The following is a 21,242-nucleotide window of genomic DNA, read 5'->3' on the forward strand; positions in this document are numbered from 1 at the left end:
ACTATCGCATGCGTTGTGCGCTTTTAGAAGCTGCCAAAAAGGGTACCCAAAGTAATTACGCTGATGAGCGCAATGATCGGCAGAGCAATGGTGACCATGGCGACGTTGCCATAAGATTGGCGATGGGTAAGGCCGCAGATAGCCAGTAGGGTGATAACCGCGCCTGAGTGGGGAAGCGTATCCATGCCACCAGCAGCAAGCGTTGCGACGCGGTGCATTAGCTCTGGGCTAATACCTGCTTGTTGGGCCATGGCCATGTATTCACTACCCAGAGTCTCTAGCGCAATTGAGAGCCCGCCGGAAGAGGAGCCAGTGATCCCCGCCAGCACGCTCATTGCCATGGCTTCTGAAATCAATGGGTTGCCAGGTGAAGCTGTAAGCACGGCATCACGGATAATCGCAAAGCCCGCCAAACTGGCAATGACGGCACCGTAGCCTACCTCTGAAGCCGTGTTGAAAATCGGCAGCAGCGAGCCCAAACAGCCTTTATTGACACTCTCTTTAAGATCCAGCCAATGCTTCCAGCGGGTAATAATCAGCCATGCAGATGCGCTGAGCAGGGCGATCAGAATAGCCCAAAGCCCGCTCTGTCCCGATGGCGATACATTTTCAAACTCCTCGCTGATAAAGCTTAAATCAAGGGCAGGAAACACACCGTAGGTAAACAGAGCATTCAAACCAATCACCATAATGATCGGTATCAGTGCCAGCCACAGCGGGAGGCTAGTGGGTGCTTGTTCTTGCTCTTCATTGGCAACTGCTTCGCGCTCAGTATGTTGACCGTATCCTTCACCCTTAGATGCGGCTTTTTTTACCCGTGACTGAAGATAGAAAGTCCCTAGCCCAAGCATAATCAGTCCGGCGATAATACCGAGACCAGGGGCTGCAAAGCTGTTGGTTTCATAATAAGGAATGGGAATCGCGTTCTGTATCGAAGGTGTCCCCGGTAGGGCTGTCATGGTGAAGGTGAAAGAGCCAAGCGCGATGGAAGCTGGAATTAGCCGCTTGGGCACATTGGCGCTGCGAAACAGTTCACGGCTGATCGGATAAATGGCAAAAGCAACGACGAACAGCGATACGCCGCCATAGGTGAGCACCGCGCAGGCCATGACGACGGTGAGCACAACATGGTGAGTGCCCAGTTTTTTGACAATTCCGTTGGCAATCGATTGGGCGGCACCAGAATCGGCCATCAACTGCCCAAACAGAGCGCCTAACAAGAATAACGGGAAGAACTGGATGACGTAATTACCCAGCGCGCGCATAAAGGTATCGGTGTAGATCGGCAATAAAAAGGCGGCATCGCCAGAGAGCAACACCGCTAAACACGCCATAAGAGGAGCCAGCAGCAGCACCGAAATGCCGCGATAAGCGAGGAACATTAATAAAAGCAGTGAAGTGACAATCGCAACTATGCTCATGCGAGCTCCTAAGCAGACCGTAAAGTAGCCAGCGCTGAAATTAAGCCAGAGAGCGATGTTAGGTAGTGTGGTGCAATGCAGCAATGGTATCGCGACTAAAGTAGCAATGCTTTAAGCATGAACTGTGGCCTTAGGTTTACCTATTTAATCTGCTAAAATCCGCCCCCTTCGCCGTTAATGACCTTTCAATTGCTCTAGGAAACTTCATGAATGCAGTAATTCTTGCGGTGCTGGTGATGGTGGCGCTATCGCTGGCGCGTGTCTCGGTTGTATTTGCTTTAGTGGTGGGTGCTTTAGTCGGCGGTTTAGTGGGTGGGTTGTCACTAGAACAAACGCTGGACGCCTTTAATACAGGCGTTGGCGGCGGGGCCCAGGTAGCACTGGCCTACGCCACCTTGGGGGCCTTTGCGGTGGCGATCTCCCGCTCTGGCCTACCGGATATGCTGGCTAATCGGTTGATTACGTTATTGGGTAAAGAAGAGGCCAGCGTTGCGCAACAGACGCGGGTCAAAATGCTGTTGCTAACGGCAGTGCTGTTGGTGGCTATTTCTTCTCAGAACGCGATCCCGGTGCATATTGCCTTTATACCGGTGCTGATTCCACCGCTGCTAACCGTGATGAATCGCTTAAAGCTGGATCGACGCGCAGTAGCATGTGCGCTTACGTTTGGTTTAACGGCGCCGTATATGCTGCTTCCGGTAGGGTTTGGGGCGATTTTTCTAAATGATATTCTTTTGGCCAACTTAAATAGCGCTGGGGAACCGCTAGGTTTAGAGATTACCCGTGGCATGGTGCCGCTGGCCATGGCGGTGCCGGTAGGGGGCATGGCGCTGGGGCTAATCGTTGCGCTATTTTGGAGTTACCGCCGCCCGCGTGAGTATCAAGCCGAAGATATCGCTAACGCCAACGTTACCGCAGGCCATACGCCCGCCAAACCGCATATGCTGGGGCTTGTTATGTCGGGGGTGGCGATCGTCGCAGCACTCGGTCTCCAGCTTTATAGCGGTTCAATGATACTGGGTGGTTTGGTGGGGATTGGTCTGCTTTCAATGGGCGGCATCTTTAAGTGGCGCGAAGCGGACGATCTATTTACTAGCGGTATGCGCATGATGGCGCTGATCGGTTTTATCATGATCTCCGCGGCGGGCTTTGCCGAAGTCATGAAAACCACGGGAGAGATTGATGCATTGGTATCGGGGGCCTTTGCACTCTTTGGCGATAACCGTGGGTTAGCGGCACTGGTGATGCTGCTGGTAGGGCTATTTATTACGCTGGGTATCGGCTCATCGTTCTCAACCATCCCAATTATCGCCGCGATCTTCGTGCCCTTGGCGGTACAGTTTGGCTTTTCCCCTATGGCCACGGTGGTGCTGGTGGGTACGGCTGCGGCATTGGGTGATGCTGGCTCGCCTGCCTCTGACTCTACCTTGGGGCCAACATCTGGCCTAAACGTTGATCGTCAGCACGATCATATGTGGGACAGCGTGGTGCCGACGTTTCTACACTATAACATTCCGTTAGTCGGCTTTGGCTGGCTAGCGGCAATGATGCTCTAAAAGCTCTATCTGCAAACTCAAAAGGGACAACGCTGTTGTCCCTTTTTTATAGCTATTCAATACTTCACTGTTTAGGCAGATGGCTTTCAAACGCGCTTAATAGCCCTCGCAGAAGCGAAAGTTCTTTGCGGCTGGGTTGGGCGCGGGCGAAGAGGGCTTGAAGCTGCTCTTCAGTGCGGGCATGTGGCTGGGTTAAAAAGCCGCTCTCCTGCATTAAGCGACCCAGATGCGCCTGAAAGTGTAAGAACTGTTCGCGGCTGGGCGGCGTTGCCTCCAGCGGGCGCTGATAAGCAAAGCCGCTATCCTCACCTTTACGCCAGGCGCGGTGCACTTCGTAAGCCAGTATCTGTACCGCCTGAGATAAATTTAGAATGCCGTAATCAGGATTGGCGGGAATGCTGACTTGGTGCGTGCAACAGCGAATCTCATCGTTAGTCAGCCCCGAGCGTTCACGCCCAAACACTAGCGCTACCGGCGCCGTTTGCGCATTCTGAATGACGTCTGCCGCCATATCATCGGGTTCGTCAAAATGGGGCAAGGGTAGGCTACGTAGTCGCGCGCTGGCACCGACTACCTGAACACAATCGTTAACGGCTTCCTCCAGCGAGTTAACCACGCGGGCGCTCTCTAGAACATCAGTGGCGCCTGCCGCTAGTCGAGTTGCTTCTTCATCGGGAAACAGACGTGGATTAACCAGCACCAGCTCGGTTAAACCCATGGTTTTCATGGCTCGTGCCGCAGCGCCGATATTGCCGGGGTGGAAGGTCTGAACGAGTACGATACGGATATGCTGCAACATGCGCTGGTTTTGCCCTATAGCCTTATAAAAATCCGCGCTGATAGTACCACGTTCGCTCTACCCGATGGGGCAAGGAGATATTGGGTTGCAATGAATCTAGTGATCTTTCAAAACGCAACAACCCCGCACGAGGCGGGGTTGTTGGTGACTGCATTGCAACTAGTAACAGCTAGCAGTCTTGAGCAGAGGGCTCAGGGGTGCATGTCGGGTAGCAGAGACGCATTGCTACGTCTCCGCCCCCTAAGAACCGTACATGCGAGTTTCCCCGCATACGGCTCAAGCCTTTATAAGCCCTTTTAAGCTTTAAGGGCCAGCGACTAGTCTTTGAGGATCTTTACCTGCCCAACTGATTGAAACGCTATAACGATCCGTTGTAGTTGAGAGTTCTGTCACATAACCCTTTTCTTGCAGAAATGAGACAAACATCTTTAACGTACTCTGGTCGACAGTGTTTAGATTTCCACTTAAATCCGGCGCCAAACTAGTTGAGCCGATTGAAGCATAATTTCTAATTTCCCTGTCAGCCAGAGATAACAGCTCGCCAAGGTCTTTTTGGGTTGAGCCTGCAATTTTTCTTGCTTCACTTGCGGTAATAAAGTCATCAGTCATTACACACCTCATCAACAAGATCATAGCTACTGTCTTAATTTACAGTTTTTATGATTGATTGTCAATATATCGTGCTTTATTAGACAGAATCTACCACATGTAGAGCGTTATAATTGCATTATTAAGTAGCCCTCGAATGCCACTGCCGATGGCAGTTAGGGTGTAACAACACTAAATTACTCAGCTCGTCACCGCCACCTTTATGCCGTTCCATCACATGGTGAACATTCCAGCCCGTTTCCCAGGTGATAACACTACGGCACATCGGGCAGCGTTTACCTTGCCGAGTCCAGAGCGTTTGCAGTTTCTTACGACCTTTCGTCGACGACTTCCAAGAACGCTCCAGCCTGTCCTCAAAATACTGCTCGTCTCTAGGGTCATAAGGGTTCGCTTCCGCCCTGATCTTAGTATGTCGCACAATTGGGATGTCCTTACTGCTCAACAACCTCACTGGCTTGCCGGGCAATAAGGTGCTTTGGAAAACCCAGTTCTCGCTTTTGACTGAGTGAAAATACTTCTTTTTCACCCAGCGTTTTTGACGATTACCGTGACGCCGACAGCTCCAGCGCCACAAGAGTTTCCAAACACGGTAGTCAACATAGCCAAATGTCTCCTTGGCCACGACATGACGATGATAGTTAGCCCAACCGAGTAGGACTGGATTGAGCTGCTTTATCAATATGTCTTGTCGTGACGTACGGTTCACTTTGACGATGTCCTTGATTTTGCTCAGGTGTCTTTGCAGGTTCTTACGGCTAGGCTTAATCAACAGCTTACCGTTGTATTTCCGCAGGTTCTGCCCAAGAAAATCAAATCCTTCTGTAATGTGCGTGACCAAGGTTTTGCTGGTCGACAATGTTAGTCCGCGCTCTGCCATGAAGGCAGTAACGACAGGTAGAACATCATTTTCTAACAGCTCTTTTGAGATGCCAGTAATGATGAAATCATCGGCGTATCGCACATAATTAACTTTGGTCTTGTAGCTGGCTTTGGTATTTTTCTTCCCAAAATGGGATTCCAACACTTTTTCCAGCCCATCAAGCGCCAAGTTGGCTAATACCGGAGAGATAATCCCACCCTGAGGTGTTCCTGCCTCTGTCGGATACAGTTGTCTGGACTCCATGAATCCCGCTTTCAGCCACATCTTGAGTACGTGCTTGTCCATAGGGACGTTAGCTAGTAGCCAGTCGTGACTGATATTGTCAAAGCACCCCTTGATATCGCCTTCCAGCACCCATTCAGCAGAGTGATTACGGCTCAAATTGACAAAGCATTGCTCTATCGCATCGGCCGTTGAGCGCCAGGGACGAAATCCATAGCTATTACGATCAGCTACCGTTTCCGACACTGGTTCGAGCGCCAGCAAATATAGTGCTTGCATGGCTCGATCCCGCATCGTAGGTATCCCTAGTGGGCGGCGTGAGCCGTCCGTTTTGGGAATATAGACACGGCGTAGTGGGGCAGGGCGATAGCCCTTCCTTTTTAGCCTGCCTAACGCTAACCACTTGGCTTGTGGAGTACTCCACAATTCACCATCAACACCGGGCGTTTTCTTGCCCCGGTTTTCAGTGACACGTCTAACGGCCAATGTTCTGGCCGCAAACGAGTGGGTAAGTAGTCGTTGCAGGGCTTTCACCTTGCGCCAACGTTTTTCCCGAGTCGCCTTCGCGATCCGCACTTGTAGCCCTCTCACCTGCCTATTAACGACAGACCAATCAATGGTGTGCCAGCTTTCGGGCGGGTGGGAGAACGCAGGTACTTGGTTAAAGTCAGTACTCATCTTGCTATCCTCCGAAATGCCGATAGGACGACCCTCGGAGAACAAATACATTAGTCCCTTGCGGGAGTGTATTTGCTCCCGCAAGGGTATTGGTAAGGCTCTGGAAGAGCCTATACCTTTATCGTCATGTCTGCATGAAGAGCGCTTTACAGCACTATCACACGATTAAAGACCAGTTGGACGTGGGCCCCGTTTCCGGTAGAGGAACGTTTAACCTCTTATCCATCCCGTTACAGGATGGCATTCGCTTTTTCCAACATCCTAAGCCTGCACCTCCTACAGCATCGATTGCTCTTTGCCTGCCCAAGAAGGGCGGAGATACAGGGTTTCCGAGTTCCGTGTCGATGACATGAGTCACTTAGGTTCTGCCAATACACCGAAGGCTGAATAGCAACGTATCCCCAGATGTAAGAGGGATAGCTAGCCTTATACCTTTTGGTCAGAGCGCATCAGCAGCTTGCGCTCATTGCGGCTGACGGTGCTTTTTAGCAGTTCACATAAGTTAACCATATGACTCAGCCTAGCCTCTCAACCGCCTGCTACTGGCGGTATCCTTGATCCACCTCACGATGAAATTCAAGCCCTTATGGGGAGTACATTGTCAGGAAGCTTCGAACCCCGCCGTTACCAGCGACGCACTATCCCTAGACTACCGTTGGTTGCACAACGGGTTCCTCTCGCTATCTCGTCCAAGTTACTTTTGGACAAGACAACGTGGAACAATCATCAGACACAGCTTCACACCGGCAGGTGCTTAGCTTTCTTTAAACGTAGATATCCCCGTTGCATCACAGCTTGAAGATTTAAAGCTGCTTCAACGTGTATCCTTCATAGGAGGGGTACAGGCTTAAGCCAATACTCGCGATCGAATACTCCATTAAGGAGTCCCGATACCCGAGCTGGTGTTCAGCCCGGATATCGGGTTTATAGAATGCTATTTTCTGCTGGAAAAGGGGCACTTACCTATTTAAAGTAAGTGCTCCCAGAGGACGTAACCCAGCCAGGCTAGCTACCTGCGCGACTCTCGTCGCACTACATCATGCCGCCCATGCCACCCATTCCGCCCATGCCACCCATATCGGGGGCTGAGTCTTTCTCTTCCGGATCTTCAGCGATCATGCACTCGGTGGTGATCATTAGACCGGCAACCGAACCAGCGGACTGCAGCGCAGTACGGGTAACTTTCGCCGGATCCAGAACGCCCATTTCGAACAGGTCGCCATATTCACCGGTTTGAGCGTTATAACCGAAGTTGCCGGTTTCATCTTTCACGCGGTTGATGACCACAGCGGGCTCTTCACCGGCGTTAGCAACGATTTGACGCAGCGGAGACTGCATAGCGCGTAGCGCCATGTTGATACCGTGGTTCTGGTCTTCGTTGTCGCCCGTCAGGCCTTGTACTTTTGCCATAACGCGAACCAGTGCGGTACCACCACCAGGTACGACGCCTTCTTCAACGGCTGCACGAGTAGAGTGCAGGGCGTCTTCAACGCGGGCTTTCTTCTCTTTCATTTCCACTTCGGTGGCAGCACCGACGCGGATAACGGCAACACCGCCTGCCAGTTTGGCAACGCGCTCTTGCAGCTTCTCTTTGTCGTAGTCAGACGAGGTGTCTTCGATTTGCGCGCGGATCTGGTTAACGCGTGCTTCGATATCGCCTTCTGCACCAGCGCCATCGATGATGGTGGTGTTCTCTTTAGACATGGTCATGCGCTTAGCGGTACCCAGGTGATCCAGGTTCGCTTGCTCAAGCGTCAGGCCTACTTCTTCAGAGATAACCGTGCCGTTGGTCAGGATAGCGATATCCTGCAGCATGGATTTACGACGGTCACCGAAACCAGGCGCTTTAGCAGCGGCTACTTTAACGATACCGCGCATGTTGTTCACAACCAGTGTTGCCAGTGCTTCGCCTTCGATATCTTCAGCGATGATGGCTAGCGGCTTGCCTTGTTTAGCAACGGCTTCGAGAACCGGCAGCAGCTCACGGATGTTGGAGATCTTTTTATCCACTAACAGGATGTAAGGATCTTCCAGTTCAACCGTCATGGTGTCCTGGTTGGTAACGAAGTAAGGAGAGAGGTAGCCGCGATCAAACTGCATACCTTCAACAACTTCGAGTTCGTCTTCAAAGCCACGGCCTTCATCAACAGTGATGACGCCTTCTTTGCCAACTTTTTCCATCGCTTCGGCAATGATTTCACCGATGCGCTTGTCGCCATTAGCAGAAATTGTGCCTACTTGAGCAATCGACTTGGTGTCAGTGCAGGGGACAGACATTGCTTTGATTTCTTTGACGGCAGCGTTAACGGCTTGGTCGATGCCGCGCTTAAGATCCATCGGGTTCATGCCCGCTGTCACGCCTTTCAGGCCTTCAGCGATAATGGCTTGGGCCAGAACTGTAGCGGTAGTGGTACCGTCACCTGCAGCGTCAGAAGTCTGTGAAGCGACTTCTTTAACCATTTGGGCGCCCATGTTTTCGAACTTGTCTTTCAGTTCGATCTCTTTGGCGACAGAAACACCGTCTTTAGTAACGGTGGGGGAGCCGAAAGATTTTTCCAGTACTACGTTACGGCCTTTCGGGCCGAGGGTAACTTTTACCGCGTTGGCGAGAACGTCGACACCGCGGGCCATGCGTTTACGAGCATCATCGGAGAACTTAACTTGTTTAGCTGACATATCTGCTACTTCCTAATATTGAATGCAAAAACGTGAAAGTAAATAGTCGAAGCACTGGTTAAATAAGTACCAGCTGCAACGATGCTTAGCCTTCAACAACGGCAAGAATATCGGCTTCGCTCATGATCAAGACTTCTTCGCCGTCGATTTTTTGCTTCTCGACGCCATAGCCATCTTTAAAGATCACGTTATCGCCAACCTTAACGTCTAGCGGACGGACATCGCCATTTTCCAGAATGCGACCATTACCGACGGCGAGTATTTCACCGCGTGTCGGTTTTTCTGCTGCATTGCCCGGAAGCACGATGCCGCCTGCGGTTTTTTGCTCTTCTTCAACGCGACGGACGATGACACGATCGTGCAAAGGACGGATATTCATTCACGTTCTCCTGAGTATGGTTGAAGCCCTGATAAGGGCGGTTAGCTAAAAAGTGTTCTCGAGGGATTAACCCGCGAGAGGTGAAGACTTCACAGTCTTCATTGTTAATGGCAGCTACCGTTTAGATCGCCGCCGAATTTGTGTGCTGAATGAAAAATGGGGGCTGCGGATGACCTTTCAAGGGGGCGGGTAATAAAAAAATTGCTTTTTCGTTGATTTTCTACCGAGGGAAACCTTAACGACGGCGTCGGGGCTCATCTCGACTGATAAAATCTCCCTCAATCGGGCCATCCTGTTGTGACGATTGGCGATTTTGATTTTGATTAGTCTGGTCTGATGAATCACTCGGGCCTGGCTGTTGCCCGGCAATTTTTTTAAGCCCCAGCCAGGTTAGGGCCTTGAACATCAACTGGCGTGCGCTGGGAATTAAGCACGCCAAGCCTAGCGCATCAGACAAAAAGCCTGGTGCCATTAATAAGGCGCCGCCAAAGATAAGCGCAGCGCCGGTTAATAGCTCGCTGGAAGGGATTTCACCGGCCTGCATGCGCTGGCGTGCCCGGGCAAACGTGGAGACACCCTCTTTGCGAATCAGGTGTAGCCCGACAAAGCCGGTGCCGAGCACCAAAAGTAGCGTCGTGAGCAGGCCAATCTGGCTGCCAATCGAAAACAGAACCACAAAATCAAGTAGAGTGAAGAGTGATATGAAAATAAGGATTGGCATGGCTAACTCCTAGCAAAAGCGACTCGAAAACCGTCGTAATTGCGTAATATGGTGACATAAATATAAATAGCAAGCAGCTAGCATGGCGTATTTCAGCGCTGATGGAGCTCGATTTATACCAATAATTCTTCTATGCTGCAGTGCACAATGACGCTGGTTTAATCTGTTGTAAGGAGTCACGAATGGTACTTACCGATAAAGTAATTGCAGTTACGGGTGGGGCGCGTGGGTTGGGGTATGCCATGGCGCTCCGGTTGGGCAAGCATGGCGCACGCATGGCGCTATTGGATATGAGCACTGAAGCGCTTGATCAGGCGGTATCGCAGCTTTCCGCTGAAGGTATCGATGCTCAGGCGTTTGTGGTCAACGTCGCCGAGGAGGCTTCTGTAACTCAGGCGTTTGCCGATATAGCACAACGCATGGGACCGATCAGCGGCTGTGTTAATAATGCGGGCATCACCCAGGATGCTCTGCTGGTAAAGGCCAAAGAGGGGCAAGTGGAAAAACGCATGTCCTTAGAGGCGTGGCAAAACGTCATAAATGTTAATTTAACTGGCGTTTTCCTATGTGGTCGCGAGGCCGCTACCCAGATGATTGAAGCTGGGCATGAAGGTGTGATCGTCAATATCTCGAGTATTTCCCGGGCGGGCAATATGGGGCAAAGCAACTACGCTGCCGCTAAAGCGGGCGTGCATGCGCTGACAGTAACTTGGAGCCAGGAGTTGGCTCGCTATGGTATTCGTACCGGCACCGTAGCGCCTGGGTTTGTAGCGACCGAAATGACCGCTGCGATGCGCCCTGATATGTTGGAGCGTATCTCGTCAAGCGTGCCGTTAAAGCGTTTGGGTGAGCCGGATAATATTGCCCAAAGCGTCGCCTTTATTATTGAGAACGACTACTTCACCGGACGCATCATTGAGTGCGATGGTGGGTTGCGGCTATAGGGTTGTCATTGAGGCCACGCAGGGATTTGCTAAATAAGTAGGCGGCCCACTAAGGCCGCCCGCAAGGAATGCTTCATTAGCTTAAAAATAGTCGCGGCTGATTTTGCGTTGAAAGTACATCTCCAGACGCAGTGTCATTGCCCAGCGTGGGTCGTAGCTAACGTCGCGCTGGAAGTGTAGCTCTGGGATCACATCGGCGAATAAAATGCCTTTATGAATATCGCGGCGGTAGCGGGTTTGTAGGTAGTAATTGGTCATGCGCGGATTTGAGGCGCTTTCGCCGATGGCTATCGCCGAGTAGCGCAGTGCGCTGCGCCGGTTGATGCGGTGATTGATTTCGGCAATTTCACTGTACTCCAGCTTGTCCTCTTCCTCGCGCCACTGAACTGTCGTTATAAAGCGTAAGTGGCGGCGTTCGCTCAACGGCCGGCCGACATCCCAGCGAGTGCGCGCTGAGTAGCCTTCATTATTGAACCATGAAACGCGGTTATTCGATTCAAGTTGCCACGGCCCTTCGCCCAGTTGCCACAGGCGCTCGCTGGTAAAGCGCACGTAAGGGTCAAGAGGGAGGCGCAGGCGAACACCGGCACCTACTCGATTACTCCAGTTTTCGCGTTTATCGCGGCTTTCTAGCCAATCCAGGCCTAATGTAGAGCTGCGACGGTCACGCTGATCATTGGCAAGGCGTCCAGAACCTTGCTCTTCTAGGGTGCCCTGTGACTCTTCCGGGTCACTCTCGATCACCAGTCGCAGACGATCCTCGGAGGTAGGCAGGTCAATACGGTAACGAAGGGTGGTGTCGCCGCGGGTACCGTCGCCCTCCATCCAGTCAATCTCTTGGCCGAAACGAAGATAGGACTCGTTATTGACCTGCATATGGTCGTCAGTGCCAAAGAACCCATCAATGCGGCGTGACGTGTTATCTACCCAGTTGCCGACGCTTTCACGAAACGGCTCAATGCGCTCTTCTGCCCACTCGGGTAAGTCACTATCCTCCTCTTCAGCATACACATTCGTCGATACCGTCGTGAGTATGCCAAGCCAACAGAGGGTTACAAGTTTATGCATAGTGGGTAGTCTCGGTAATGGGGCGCGTTGCCGCTTAGCATTAGCGTTGATTCAGCGTGCTTTGTGGGTCTCGATCTCTTTCGCCCACTCCAGAACACGCTTACGTTGGCCTCGGTTATTGAGTCGATCCGTATCGACGCTCGCCGGGATAAGCTGGTGATTGGGTGATGCGTTCAAGTCAAGGTTAAAGGTTCGCGATGCGCCGGTAGGCATATCCTCGGATCCGTAAATGGCGATAACGCGAATTTCAAGTTGTATGTTCTGCTCTTGCAACAGATTATCATCAATTTCCCAATAATCTTTAACTTGCTTAACAATATCGCCAAACGATTGAATATTTAGGTAATCACCGGAAGCTAGCGGGCCTTGATGAGTGCGATAGTCGGCTTCTTGATGTTTGCCACCATGCTGCTGATACTCTACTACATCCAGGGAGTAGCTGCGTTTTTGGGTGTGTAAAACCGCTACCAGGTGCTGTACGTAGATCGCTTCACTGCTCATATTGCTGATTAAGCAGATAGCGTCCACGCCAATTCCCTTGCCGCGATTAATAATCACGCGAGGACGGCGTTGCCGTACGTAACCGTTATAGAGCAACTGGGCGTAAAATACCCACACGAAAAGCGTGCAAATGCTCGCTACAGCTGAAATTGCTTGAGCGTTATCGTTGAGCCATTCCATTATGTGAGATCCTTCTCATGTTATTAGCGATAATCTCTGTAGAGGGCTTTTAGGCAATAGCCATCTAGGGAAGCTTCGGCGCGTTTTTTTGAAGCATTATTTAGCATAGAGACTAGCGGAAAAGCGGGGGCAAGTCAGGGGTAATAGAAATAAATTCAGTAGATGACAAGCACACAAAAACATGGCGATAAGCCATTTATGTTTTTTAATTTAAGGGGGGATGCTGACAAAAAGCTAGTAATATAATGCCTGAGACAGGCTATATAATGACTAATTCAAGGGGGTAGGGTAACTCTAATATCTTGAAAACTAACAAGTAATTGGTGCGGATGGGGAGACTCGAACTCCCACACCTTACGGCACTAGAACCTAAATCTAGCGTGTCTACCAATTCCACCACATCCGCTAAGACGAGACGTATAGTATCAAATTTTTGGTGTAAGTCAATCAATGATTTGATATTTATGCAGCTAGCCGTAAGGAGAGGGCATGGCATTAAAGCAGTGGATACAGCGGGGAGGGCATTGGATCAAGCAGGCCATGCCTGGCTACTGCGCATTTTGCCTGGCACCGGCTTTAGCGGGGCAGGGGTGGTGCGCAACCTGTTTAGATGAGCTGCCGTGGAATCTACATGCCTGTCGTCAATGCGGCGACCCTGTCACTCATGGAGCAAGCTTGTGTGGGCACTGCTTAGTTGCCCCGCCGGCATTCTCGACTACTCAGGCAGGGCTGCTGTATCAAGGGGCGATCAAACAGCTGGTGCATGATTTTAAATTTCATGCTTCTCCACGGGCGGGCATGCTATTAGCTGAATTGATGCTATTAACCCCACCGGCCACCCAGGGTAGCGTGCTGTTGTCGGTGCCTATGACCCCTGCACATGCCCGCACGCGAGGGTTCAACCAATCGAGCTGGTTGGCCGAACAGCTTAGCCGCCAGCTTGGAATTCCCATGGTATCTGCCAAACGGATAAAAAACTCTCCATCCCAGCGCACCTTGAATCGCCGTCAACGGGCCGCCAACCTGGCGGGTGTCTTTGTATTTGAATCACCGCCCCCGGCACATGTGGTCATGGTGGATGACGTGGTCACCACTGGCGCCACTGGCCATGCATTGGCGTGCGCTGCACTCGATGCGGGCGCAAAGCGCGTTGATATTTGGGCGGCCGCGCGGACACCGTTAGGCAAGGATTGATAGAATAGCCCTTTCGTTGATTCAACAGCCTTTTTGCCAACCCAGGAGTGACCGATGTCACACCCGTTTAGCTCTCTTTCGCCTGATTTAGTGATGTCTGCAGTGGAGTCGCTGGACATTTGGCCTGCAGGTGAGCCTTTTGCGCTAAATAGCTATGAAAACCGTGTGCTGATGTTTCGTGATGACGACGGTAAAAACTGGATCGTTAAGTTTTATCGGCCAGACCGTTGGTCGGATAGTGCGATCCAGGAAGAACACGATTTTCTGCAGGAGCTGGCTGATCAGCAGGTGCCGGTCGTTGCCCCTTGGCGTGATAAGGCGGGTACGTCGTTACACTATTTTAAAGCCTTTCGGTTTACGCTGTTTCCCCACTGCCCCGGCCAGGCGCCGGAGTTGGATAACCCTTCGCACCTGTTTGCCATGGGGGAGTTGCTGGGGCGGTTACACGAAGTGGCGGCTAAAAAAACCTTTCAGCACCGCCCGCGATTAGAGATGGCTAGCGGTATTCTTGATGCTCAGCAGCGCGTGCTGACCAGTCATTGGATGAATCGTCATCAGCGCCGGGCCTATGATGGTGTGATAGAGAAGGTGTATCAGCAGCTTATTAAACATGACGTGCCTGCTAGCAGTATGATTCGATGCCATGGCGACTGCCATTTGGGCAATGTGCTGGGGCGTGACGAGCACTTTACGCTGGTCGATTTTGACGACTGCACCATGGCCCCTGCCATGCAGGATATCTGGATGCTACTGCCCACCGATGACCCTCAGGGGTGGCGATCCTACTTGAGTGAAATTACCGAAGGGTATGAAGAGACGCGCCCATTTCCTACCGAGCAGATGTCGCTTATTGAGCCGCTTAGAAGTTATCGGCTGATCAGGCACTCAGCGTGGCTGGTATCACGCTGGGACGATCCTGCTTTTCCACGAGCGTTTCCGTGGCTGGCGGACAGCGGCTATTGGGATCAGCATATCCGCCAATTAGAGCAGCAGTGCCTTCAGTTAGACAATCCGCGCTGGTTGGCATAGCTGCCCTTGATATACCAACAGCATCCAATCAATTACCTACTCAACTTCCGGGTCAGCATCTTCACGCGGTATGGGATTTGCGACCCCTTCGCCATTGGCCTGCTGGCGCTGCTGATTAAGCGCTTCAGAAGGGTTGTCCAGCTCTTCAATCTCAACGGGTTGGTTCAGCGTGAGAAGGAATGGCTGGCCTGGGGAGAGGGTGCACGCGGCATCCTCGCAGGCAATGCCGTATTGACCATCTTCGCCATAGGCGCTGGCACTAAATTCACCGGTGAAGATATTGCTGTCAGCGTCGTGTGTTTCAATGCACGTTGCTTCTTGGGTGGTCACGCGAATACGCTCATCGACCCGTTGCGCGCTGCCTACAATGACACAGTATTCGGGTAAAGAGTGCGAGGCGCTGGCGGCTTGAGTAGGGTGCAGCAAAATATCGTTCAGGCGCGCTTGGTTTGACTCAAACGCAAGCTCTTCAACAACTTCGACGCCGACGGTTGCTTCATTGGGCAGAGAAAGCGTGGCTTCAGAAGCTATGGCCACTAGCGGCGTAGCAAAAAAGGGGGCCACGAGGGCGGTTAACCAAAAAGGCGTTGGCTTAAATGACATGGCGAGCTCTCAATGTGGGCGCCTGCAATAAAGGCAGTAAAATAAAAACGCTTAATTATATCACAGGCCCCTAGGCTGCAAAGTTAACGACGCGGCGCTCTGCCGCAGGTAAACGGGCCACAGGCAGCCGAGATGCGGTAAAATACATGCTTTGCTTAATACTCGTTGTGCGGACTCTAGTGAAGGTATATCTTTTGTACAATGTTTGCAGAGGAAGCGTTGTTTAACGTCGCTTCTACAATGGTCTTACTTTTCAAGCGCAAGGGGATAGACCTTGGCAACCGCCTGGACGCGATTGCGCATAGCTTTTGAGATAGTTTTTAAGATGGTTTTTGATCTAGTTTTTGATGAGGCTAAATATGTCCGATGATATCGCTGAGCACTACCGCCAGATAATCTCAGCACTTGGCGAAGACCCTGAACGCGAAGGGCTACGAGATACGCCGAAGCGTGCGGCCAAGGCCATGCAGTTTCTCAATGCGGGCTACACTCAGTCATTGGACGACATTATTAATGGTGCGGTGTTTGAGTCGCAAACGGATGAAATGGTGCTGGTAAAAGACATTGAGCTCTACTCAATGTGTGAGCATCATCTGCTGCCGTTTATCGGCAAATGCCATATTGCCTATTTGCCCAACGGTAAAGTGTTAGGACTGTCTAAATTTGCGCGGATTGTCGATATGTTTGCCCGCCGTATGCAGATTCAGGAGAACCTCACCCGCGAGATCGCCGAGGCCGTGCAGGACGTTACCCAGGCCAAAGGCGTTGCCGTCGTCATTGAGGCGCGACACCTTTGCATGATGATGCGTGGCGTAGAGAAGCAAAACTCCAGCATGACATCATCGGTAATGCTAGGCGGGTTTCGCAGCAATCAAGCGACTCGGCAAGAGTTTTTAATGCTTATTAGCTAAATTTGCCGGTAGTCTGTGGCCACTAGAACACGCCGGAAATTTGGTTTGAAGGGGTGTTTCGTCTTAGCATGAAGACGTTAATGAGCCTAGAAGGCCATCATTTTGGTCAGGAGCCTGTCATGGAAGCGCTTAAAGAAACACAGCTATATTGCCCCTTTGCCTATATTGACGGCAGTTGGGTTGCGGCTGATAGCGGTGAGCAGATTACCGTATTAAACCCGGCCACCGGTGAATCGATTGGCGACATTCCTCGCCTGGGTAAAGCCGAGACCGAGCGGGCCATTGATGCGGCGGATGCTGCACTACCGGCTTGGCGAGCGATGACTGCCCAAGAACGCGCTGATTTGCTGTTGAAGTGGCACGATTTGATGCTGGAGCACCAGCAGGATCTGGCCATGCTGATGACCTATGAGCAGGGCAAGCCACTTAAGGAAGCCGCCGGTGAAATCGCTTACGCGGCCAGCTTTTTACGCTGGTTTGCCGAAGAAGCGCGGCGCGTTTACGGCGAAACGATTCCCGCAGCAAAAGCTAATCAACGTATCGTCGTTACCAAACAGCCGGTGGGGGTTGTCGGCGCTATAACGCCGTGGAATTTTCCCGCTGCGATGATTACCCGCAAAGCCGGGGCGGCATTGGCAGCTGGCTGCACAATAGTCGTTAAGCCTGCTAGCCAGACGCCGTTTTCTGCTACGGCCCTGGCACTGTTGGCCGAACGTGCAGGCATCCCGCGTGGGGTTTTTAACGTGGTGCCGGGTAGCGCTAGCGATATTGCCCAGGCGATGACGCAGTCGCCCAAAGTGCGCAAAATCACCTTCACCGGTTCGACCGAAGTGGGTCGCAAGCTGATGGCCCAAGCGGCGGAACATATCCAGAAAATCTCGTTAGAGCTGGGCGGTAATGCGCCCTTTATCGTGTTTGAGGATGCAGATTTAGACGCCGCCGTGGAAGGCGCCATGGCCGCTAAATTCCGCAACGCCGGGCAAACCTGTGTCTGCACTAATCGCTTCCTCGTCCAGTCCAGCGTGATTAATGCCTTTTGTGAAAAATTAGCGGTCGCCATGAATAGCGAGCTGCATGTGGGGGATGGCACCAAACCCAACATTAATATCGGCCCGTTAATCGATGATAACGCAGTAAAAAAAGTCAGCGAGCATGTGCAGGACGCCATTGATAATGGCGCTGAGCTGCTGCTGGGCGGCCACCCGCATCCGCTGGGCGGCAATTTCTTTACCCCGACGCTGATTAGTTTTGCCACAGACAAAATGAAAGTGGCCCACGAAGAGACCTTCGGGCCCCTGGCCGCTGTCTTCCCGTTTGACGATGAAGAGACTGCGATTGAGATGGCCAATGACACCCAGTATGGCTTGGCGTCCTATTTCTACTCCCGTGATCTTGCCCGCGTATGGCGCGTAGCTGAGGCGCTGGAGTACGGTATGGTGGGCATAAATACTGGCGCCATTTCCAACGCTGCTGCACCTTTTGGGGGGGTAAAAGCCTCGGGGCTAGGCCGCGAGGGTGGTCATCAGGGCTTGGAAGAGTACTTGGAAACCAAGTATCTGTGTATTGACCTTGGCTAAGCTTTATAGCGTCGCTTACTGAAAAGCAACGTAAAAAAAGGAGCGTGAAAAAGCCCCGCTGGCACAGTGCCGGTGGGGCTTTGGCGTTTTTGTAGGCGTTAAAAAATGCCTTTAGTGGCGGAAGTGGCGCATGCCGGTAAACACCATGGCAATGCCTGCTTCGTTGGCTGCATCAATGACTTCCTGGTCGCGCATGGAGCCGCCGGGCTGAATAACGGCGGTAATGCCTGCCGCTGCGGCGGCATCAATACCATCACGGAAGGGGAAGAAGGCGTCAGAGGCCATTACCGAACCGGGAACCGAAAGCCCTTCATCAGCGGCTTTAATGCCGGCGATCTTGGCCGAGTAAACACGGCTCATTTGCCCGGCGCCAACGCCCACGGTTTGGCCCTCTTTGGCGTACACAATGGCGTTAGATTTAACAAATTTGGCTACCCGCCAGGCAAAGGCCAGATCACGCAGCTCCTGTTCGCTGGGCGCACGCTGGCTAACCACGGTCAGATCGTCGCGGGATACCATGCCGTCGTCGCGCTGTTGTACCAGCAAGCCGCCGTTGACGCGCTTAAAGTCCAGCGCTGGCTGCTGCTCACCGGGCCAGTGAGCGCTGACGTCCAACAAGCGTACGTTTTGCTTGTTCGCCACAATGGCGACGGCTTCGTCGCTGACGCCTGGGGCAATAATTACCTCGACAAACTGGCGGTCGATAATCGCCTGGGCGGTTTCCGCGTCCAGCGGCGTATTGAAGGCGATAATGCCGCCAAACGCGCTGGTAGGATCCGTGGCAAATGCTTTGTCATAGGCCGCAAGCGCGGTGGCGCCAATAGCGACACCGCAGGGGTTGGCGTGCTTAACGATAACGCAGGCTGTCTCGTTAAAGGCCTTGACGCACTCAAAGGCGGCGTCGGTATCAGCCACATTGTTATAAGAAAGCGGTTTGCCCTGGAGCATTTTTGCAGTCGCAACGCTGGGTTCGCTAGCCTGAGGGTCTACGTAGAAGGCCGCCTGCTGATGAGGGTTTTCGCCGTAACGCATATCCTGCTTTTTAGCTAGCTGCAGGTTAAAGGTGCGCGGGAAAGCTTCATCGGCAGTCGATACTTTGCGGCCTAGATAGTCAGCAATGGCGCCATCGTAGCCAGCGGTGTGCTCAAAGGCTTTTACTGCTAAATCAAAACGCGTGGCGCGACTGACCTGGCCATCTTGAGCGGCCAGCTCGCCAAGCACTCGCGGGTAATCGCTGCTATTGACCACAATGGTGGTGTAGGCATGGTTTTTGGCGCAGGCGCGAACCATAGTGGGGCCGCCGATATCGATATTCTCGATGGCATCTTCTAGCGTGCAGTCGGGCTTGGCGACGGTGGCCGCAAACGGGTAAAGATTGACCACCACCATATCGATCGGGGTGATGTCGTTCTCGGCCATTACCGCATCATCCTGGCCACGACGGGCTAAAATGCCGCCGTGAATTTTCGGGTGCAGCGTTTTAACCCGGCCATCCATAATTTCGGGGAAGCCGGTGTGCTCAGAGACTTCTTTCACTGGGATGGCATTTTCTTGCAGCAAGCGGAAAGTACCACCGGTGGAGAGCAGTTCAATACCCTGCTCAGTGAGGCCGCGGGCGAATTCCACAATGCCGGTTTTATCCGAAACGCTCAGCAGGGCGTGGCGGACGGGGGTAGCGTTGCGGTCAGTCAGGGGAGGATTATCAGCCATAACAGGGGTATCAGCCTTTAGAGTGCTCGTGTGCAGAGTCGAGAATTAAAAACAACAACGCCCCTGGGTTTATGGGGCGTCACCTTCGATAAGTCCGTATAGCTTGAGTTTCTTGCGCAGCGTGCCTCGGTTCAGCCCCAGCACATCTGCGGCCCGGGTCTGGTTGCCGTCGGTGTGCTCTAGGACGCAGGCAAGTAAAGGCGCCTCTACTTCAGCCATCACCATGGCGTAAAGATCGCTAGCCTGGCTACCGTCCAGATGTTCAAAGTAGCGGCGCATGGCCGCTTCCACGGCCTCGCGAAGGGGCTGTGGCGGTGCGTTAGCCGCAGGATCCGCGAGCGTGCCCGCTAAATGAGCGTTGCTTTTGTAGAAGGCGTCGCTGGAATAAGCGTCGCTGGAGTAGCTGTCGCTAGAGAGAAGATCGCGTTCGGTCATGCAGCATGGCTTCCTTTGGCTAGCAAACGCGTGGCGGCGCCCGGGGCCATCGCGTCGTTGATCCAATCAAATTGCGTCTCAGGTGTCGCTAACGCATTGAACTGCTGCTTAAGCGCGCGCTGTTGAGGCGGCGTAAAGCGTTGGTCATCGCTGAGGTACCAGCCGACATGCTTGCGGGCAATACGCACACCCATGGTGGTGCCATAAAACTCATGCAACGCTTCGACGTGCCCGTGCAGCACTTGGTGGCGCTCCGTAAGGCTGGGTAGCGCCATCCGCTCTCCATGTTGGAGGTAGTGGCTGATCTGTTGAAAGATCCACGGGTTGCCCTGGGCGCCACGGCCGACCATTACGGCATCAGCGCCGGTATATGCGAGAACTTCGGCGGCTTTTTCGGGACTTGTTATGTCGCCATTAGCAATCACTGGGATCGATAGGTGAGACTTGATCTCAGCAATCGTGTCGTACTCTGCCTGTCCAGTATAGCGCTGTTGACGATGTCGGCCATGTACAGCGAGCGATTGAATACCGGCTGACTCGGCGAGCCGGGCAATACGCAGGGCATTGTTTGATTCGGCGCACCAGCCCGTGCGTATTTTTAGCGTCACGGGTATATCAACCGCTGCCACCACCGCTTCAAGAATCTCGGCCACCAGGGCTTCATCGCGAAGTAACGCCGATCCGGCTGCTTTGTTGCATACTTTTTTGGCCGGGCAGCCCATATTGATATCAATAATCTGCGCGCCCAGCTCGGCATTCAAGCGTGCCGCTTGGGCGAGCATGTCAGCGTCGCCACCGGCGATTTGCACCACCCTCGGGTCGGGCTCACCTTGGTGGTCCATGCGCAGCTGAGATTTACGAGTATGCCATAAGCTAGGGTCTGAAGTGACCATTTCGCCCACTACCCAGCCAGCCCCAAGCCGCCGACATAGCTGGCGAAAAGGCCGGTCGGTGACGCCGGCCATTGGCGCAAGCATTACCCTATTAGGTAATGCAAAGGCCCCAATGGTGGGTAATGTATCGATTGAGGTCATGGCGTCAGGCTTTGTTGGTTATCAGCTGTGAGTACTGGTGTGTGAGTACGCTCTGGCGGCGAGTAGGCGTTTCAAGGGGGCGTATGATACGCCTACTCGGTGATGGGGTGAAGGC

The 21,242-nt window shown here is 52.8% G+C and carries 19 protein-coding genes and 1 tRNA gene; 6 read left to right on the forward strand and 14 right to left on the reverse strand.

Annotated features, from left to right (window positions below):
- Window positions 1–23: 23 nt before the first annotated feature.
- Window positions 24–1,421, reverse strand: coding sequence for a GntP family permease (locus U738_RS07770; protein ID WP_035578969.1), 1,398 nt, complete (start codon window positions 1,419–1,421; stop codon window positions 24–26).
- 206 nt (window positions 1,422–1,627) lie between these two features.
- On the opposite strand from U738_RS07770, the gene U738_RS07775 reads away from it, so the two are divergent.
- The gene (locus U738_RS07775; RefSeq protein WP_035578972.1) at window positions 1,628–2,977 is read left to right on the forward strand and encodes a Na+/H+ antiporter family protein; all 1,350 of its coding nucleotides are present in this window, start codon (window positions 1,628–1,630) and stop codon (window positions 2,975–2,977) included.
- Window positions 2,978–3,041: 64 nt separating this feature from the next.
- Here the strand turns inward: U738_RS07775 and U738_RS07780 are convergent, their stop codons facing one another.
- The 6 genes from U738_RS07780 to U738_RS07805 all read right to left on the reverse strand — a co-directional run bounded on the left by U738_RS07780 (window position 3,042) and on the right by U738_RS07805 (window position 9,941).
- Window positions 3,042–3,776, reverse strand: coding sequence for an RNA methyltransferase (locus U738_RS07780; RefSeq protein ID WP_035578975.1), 735 nt, complete (start codon window positions 3,774–3,776; stop codon window positions 3,042–3,044).
- Between the two features lie 303 nt (window positions 3,777–4,079).
- Window positions 4,080–4,385, reverse strand: coding sequence for a hypothetical protein (locus U738_RS07785; protein ID WP_035578978.1), 306 nt, complete (start codon window positions 4,383–4,385; stop codon window positions 4,080–4,082).
- Between the two features lie 121 nt (window positions 4,386–4,506).
- Window positions 4,507–6,165, reverse strand: a complete 1,659-nt coding sequence (ltrA, locus tag U738_RS07790) for a group II intron reverse transcriptase/maturase (protein ID WP_035583339.1) — start codon at window positions 6,163–6,165, stop codon at window positions 4,507–4,509.
- 1,032 nt (window positions 6,166–7,197) lie between these two features.
- Window positions 7,198–8,841, reverse strand: a complete 1,644-nt coding sequence (gene groL, locus U738_RS07795; RefSeq protein ID WP_035578979.1) for a chaperonin GroEL — start codon at window positions 8,839–8,841, stop codon at window positions 7,198–7,200.
- An 85-nt stretch (window positions 8,842–8,926) separates the two neighbouring features.
- Entirely contained in the window at window positions 8,927–9,220 is a 294-nt protein-coding gene (locus U738_RS07800; RefSeq protein ID WP_027959273.1) for a co-chaperone GroES, read from the reverse strand.
- A 235-nt stretch (window positions 9,221–9,455) separates the two neighbouring features.
- Window positions 9,456–9,941 carry an FxsA family protein gene (locus tag U738_RS07805; RefSeq protein WP_035578982.1) on the reverse strand — a complete coding sequence of 162 codons (486 nt, stop codon included), beginning with the start codon at window positions 9,939–9,941 and terminating at the stop codon, window positions 9,456–9,458.
- A 182-nt stretch (window positions 9,942–10,123) separates the two neighbouring features.
- Between U738_RS07805 and U738_RS07810 the strand changes: the two genes are divergently transcribed.
- On the forward strand, window positions 10,124–10,885 hold the full coding sequence (locus U738_RS07810) for an SDR family oxidoreductase (protein ID WP_035578984.1): 762 nt from the start codon (window positions 10,124–10,126) through the stop codon (window positions 10,883–10,885).
- 81 nt (window positions 10,886–10,966) lie between these two features.
- Here the strand turns inward: U738_RS07810 and U738_RS07815 are convergent, their stop codons facing one another.
- The 3 genes from U738_RS07815 to U738_RS07825 form a co-directional block, all read right to left on the reverse strand.
- A complete protein-coding gene (locus tag U738_RS07815; protein WP_035578987.1) occupies window positions 10,967–11,953 on the reverse strand; it encodes a hypothetical protein in 987 nt (328 codons plus the stop codon).
- A 51-nt stretch (window positions 11,954–12,004) separates the two neighbouring features.
- Window positions 12,005–12,634 carry a hypothetical protein gene (locus U738_RS07820; protein WP_035578989.1) on the reverse strand — a complete coding sequence of 210 codons (630 nt, stop codon included), beginning with the start codon at window positions 12,632–12,634 and terminating at the stop codon, window positions 12,005–12,007.
- 321 nt (window positions 12,635–12,955) lie between these two features.
- A tRNA-Leu gene (locus U738_RS07825) sits at window positions 12,956–13,040 on the reverse strand.
- Between the two features lie 83 nt (window positions 13,041–13,123).
- Here U738_RS07825 and U738_RS07830 point away from each other — a divergent pair.
- Both U738_RS07830 and U738_RS07835 read left to right on the forward strand, forming a co-directional pair.
- The gene (locus U738_RS07830) at window positions 13,124–13,828 is read left to right on the forward strand and encodes a ComF family protein (protein WP_035578992.1); all 705 of its coding nucleotides are present in this window, start codon (window positions 13,124–13,126) and stop codon (window positions 13,826–13,828) included.
- 54 nt (window positions 13,829–13,882) lie between these two features.
- Window positions 13,883–14,857, forward strand: coding sequence for a serine/threonine protein kinase (locus U738_RS07835; protein ID WP_035578993.1), 975 nt, complete (start codon window positions 13,883–13,885; stop codon window positions 14,855–14,857).
- A 36-nt stretch (window positions 14,858–14,893) separates the two neighbouring features.
- Here the strand turns inward: U738_RS07835 and U738_RS07840 are convergent, their stop codons facing one another.
- The gene (locus U738_RS07840) at window positions 14,894–15,460 is read right to left on the reverse strand and encodes a hypothetical protein (RefSeq protein ID WP_035578996.1); all 567 of its coding nucleotides are present in this window, start codon (window positions 15,458–15,460) and stop codon (window positions 14,894–14,896) included.
- Between the two features lie 359 nt (window positions 15,461–15,819).
- Here U738_RS07840 and folE point away from each other — a divergent pair, with 359 nt between their 5' ends.
- Both folE and U738_RS07850 read left to right on the forward strand, forming a co-directional pair.
- A complete protein-coding gene (gene folE / locus U738_RS07845; protein ID WP_035578999.1) occupies window positions 15,820–16,371 on the forward strand; it encodes a GTP cyclohydrolase I FolE in 552 nt (183 codons plus the stop codon).
- 119 nt (window positions 16,372–16,490) lie between these two features.
- Window positions 16,491–17,948 (forward strand): NAD-dependent succinate-semialdehyde dehydrogenase, encoded by a 1,458-nt coding sequence (locus U738_RS07850; RefSeq protein WP_035579000.1) that lies wholly within the window; start codon window positions 16,491–16,493, stop codon window positions 17,946–17,948.
- A gap of 111 nt (window positions 17,949–18,059) precedes the next feature.
- Here U738_RS07850 and purH read toward each other — a convergent pair whose 3' ends face one another.
- The 3 genes from purH to dusB all read right to left on the reverse strand — a co-directional run bounded on the left by purH (window position 18,060) and on the right by dusB (window position 21,127).
- Window positions 18,060–19,658 (reverse strand): bifunctional phosphoribosylaminoimidazolecarboxamide formyltransferase/IMP cyclohydrolase, encoded by a 1,599-nt coding sequence (gene purH, locus U738_RS07855; RefSeq protein ID WP_200882487.1) that lies wholly within the window; start codon window positions 19,656–19,658, stop codon window positions 18,060–18,062.
- Window positions 19,659–19,727: 69 nt separating this feature from the next.
- Entirely contained in the window at window positions 19,728–20,093 is a 366-nt protein-coding gene (gene fis / locus U738_RS07860; protein ID WP_035579003.1) for a DNA-binding transcriptional regulator Fis, read from the reverse strand.
- On the reverse strand, window positions 20,090–21,127 hold the full coding sequence (dusB, locus tag U738_RS07865; protein WP_081899069.1) for a tRNA dihydrouridine synthase DusB: 1,038 nt from the start codon (window positions 21,125–21,127) through the stop codon (window positions 20,090–20,092). Before dusB ends, fis begins: the two co-directional genes overlap by 4 nt.
- Window positions 21,128–21,242 lie beyond the last annotated feature (115 nt).

It is taken from the genome of Halomonas sp. TG39a (assembly GCF_000744395.1).
Classification (GTDB): Bacteria; Pseudomonadota; Gammaproteobacteria; order Pseudomonadales; family Halomonadaceae; genus Vreelandella; species Vreelandella ventosae_B.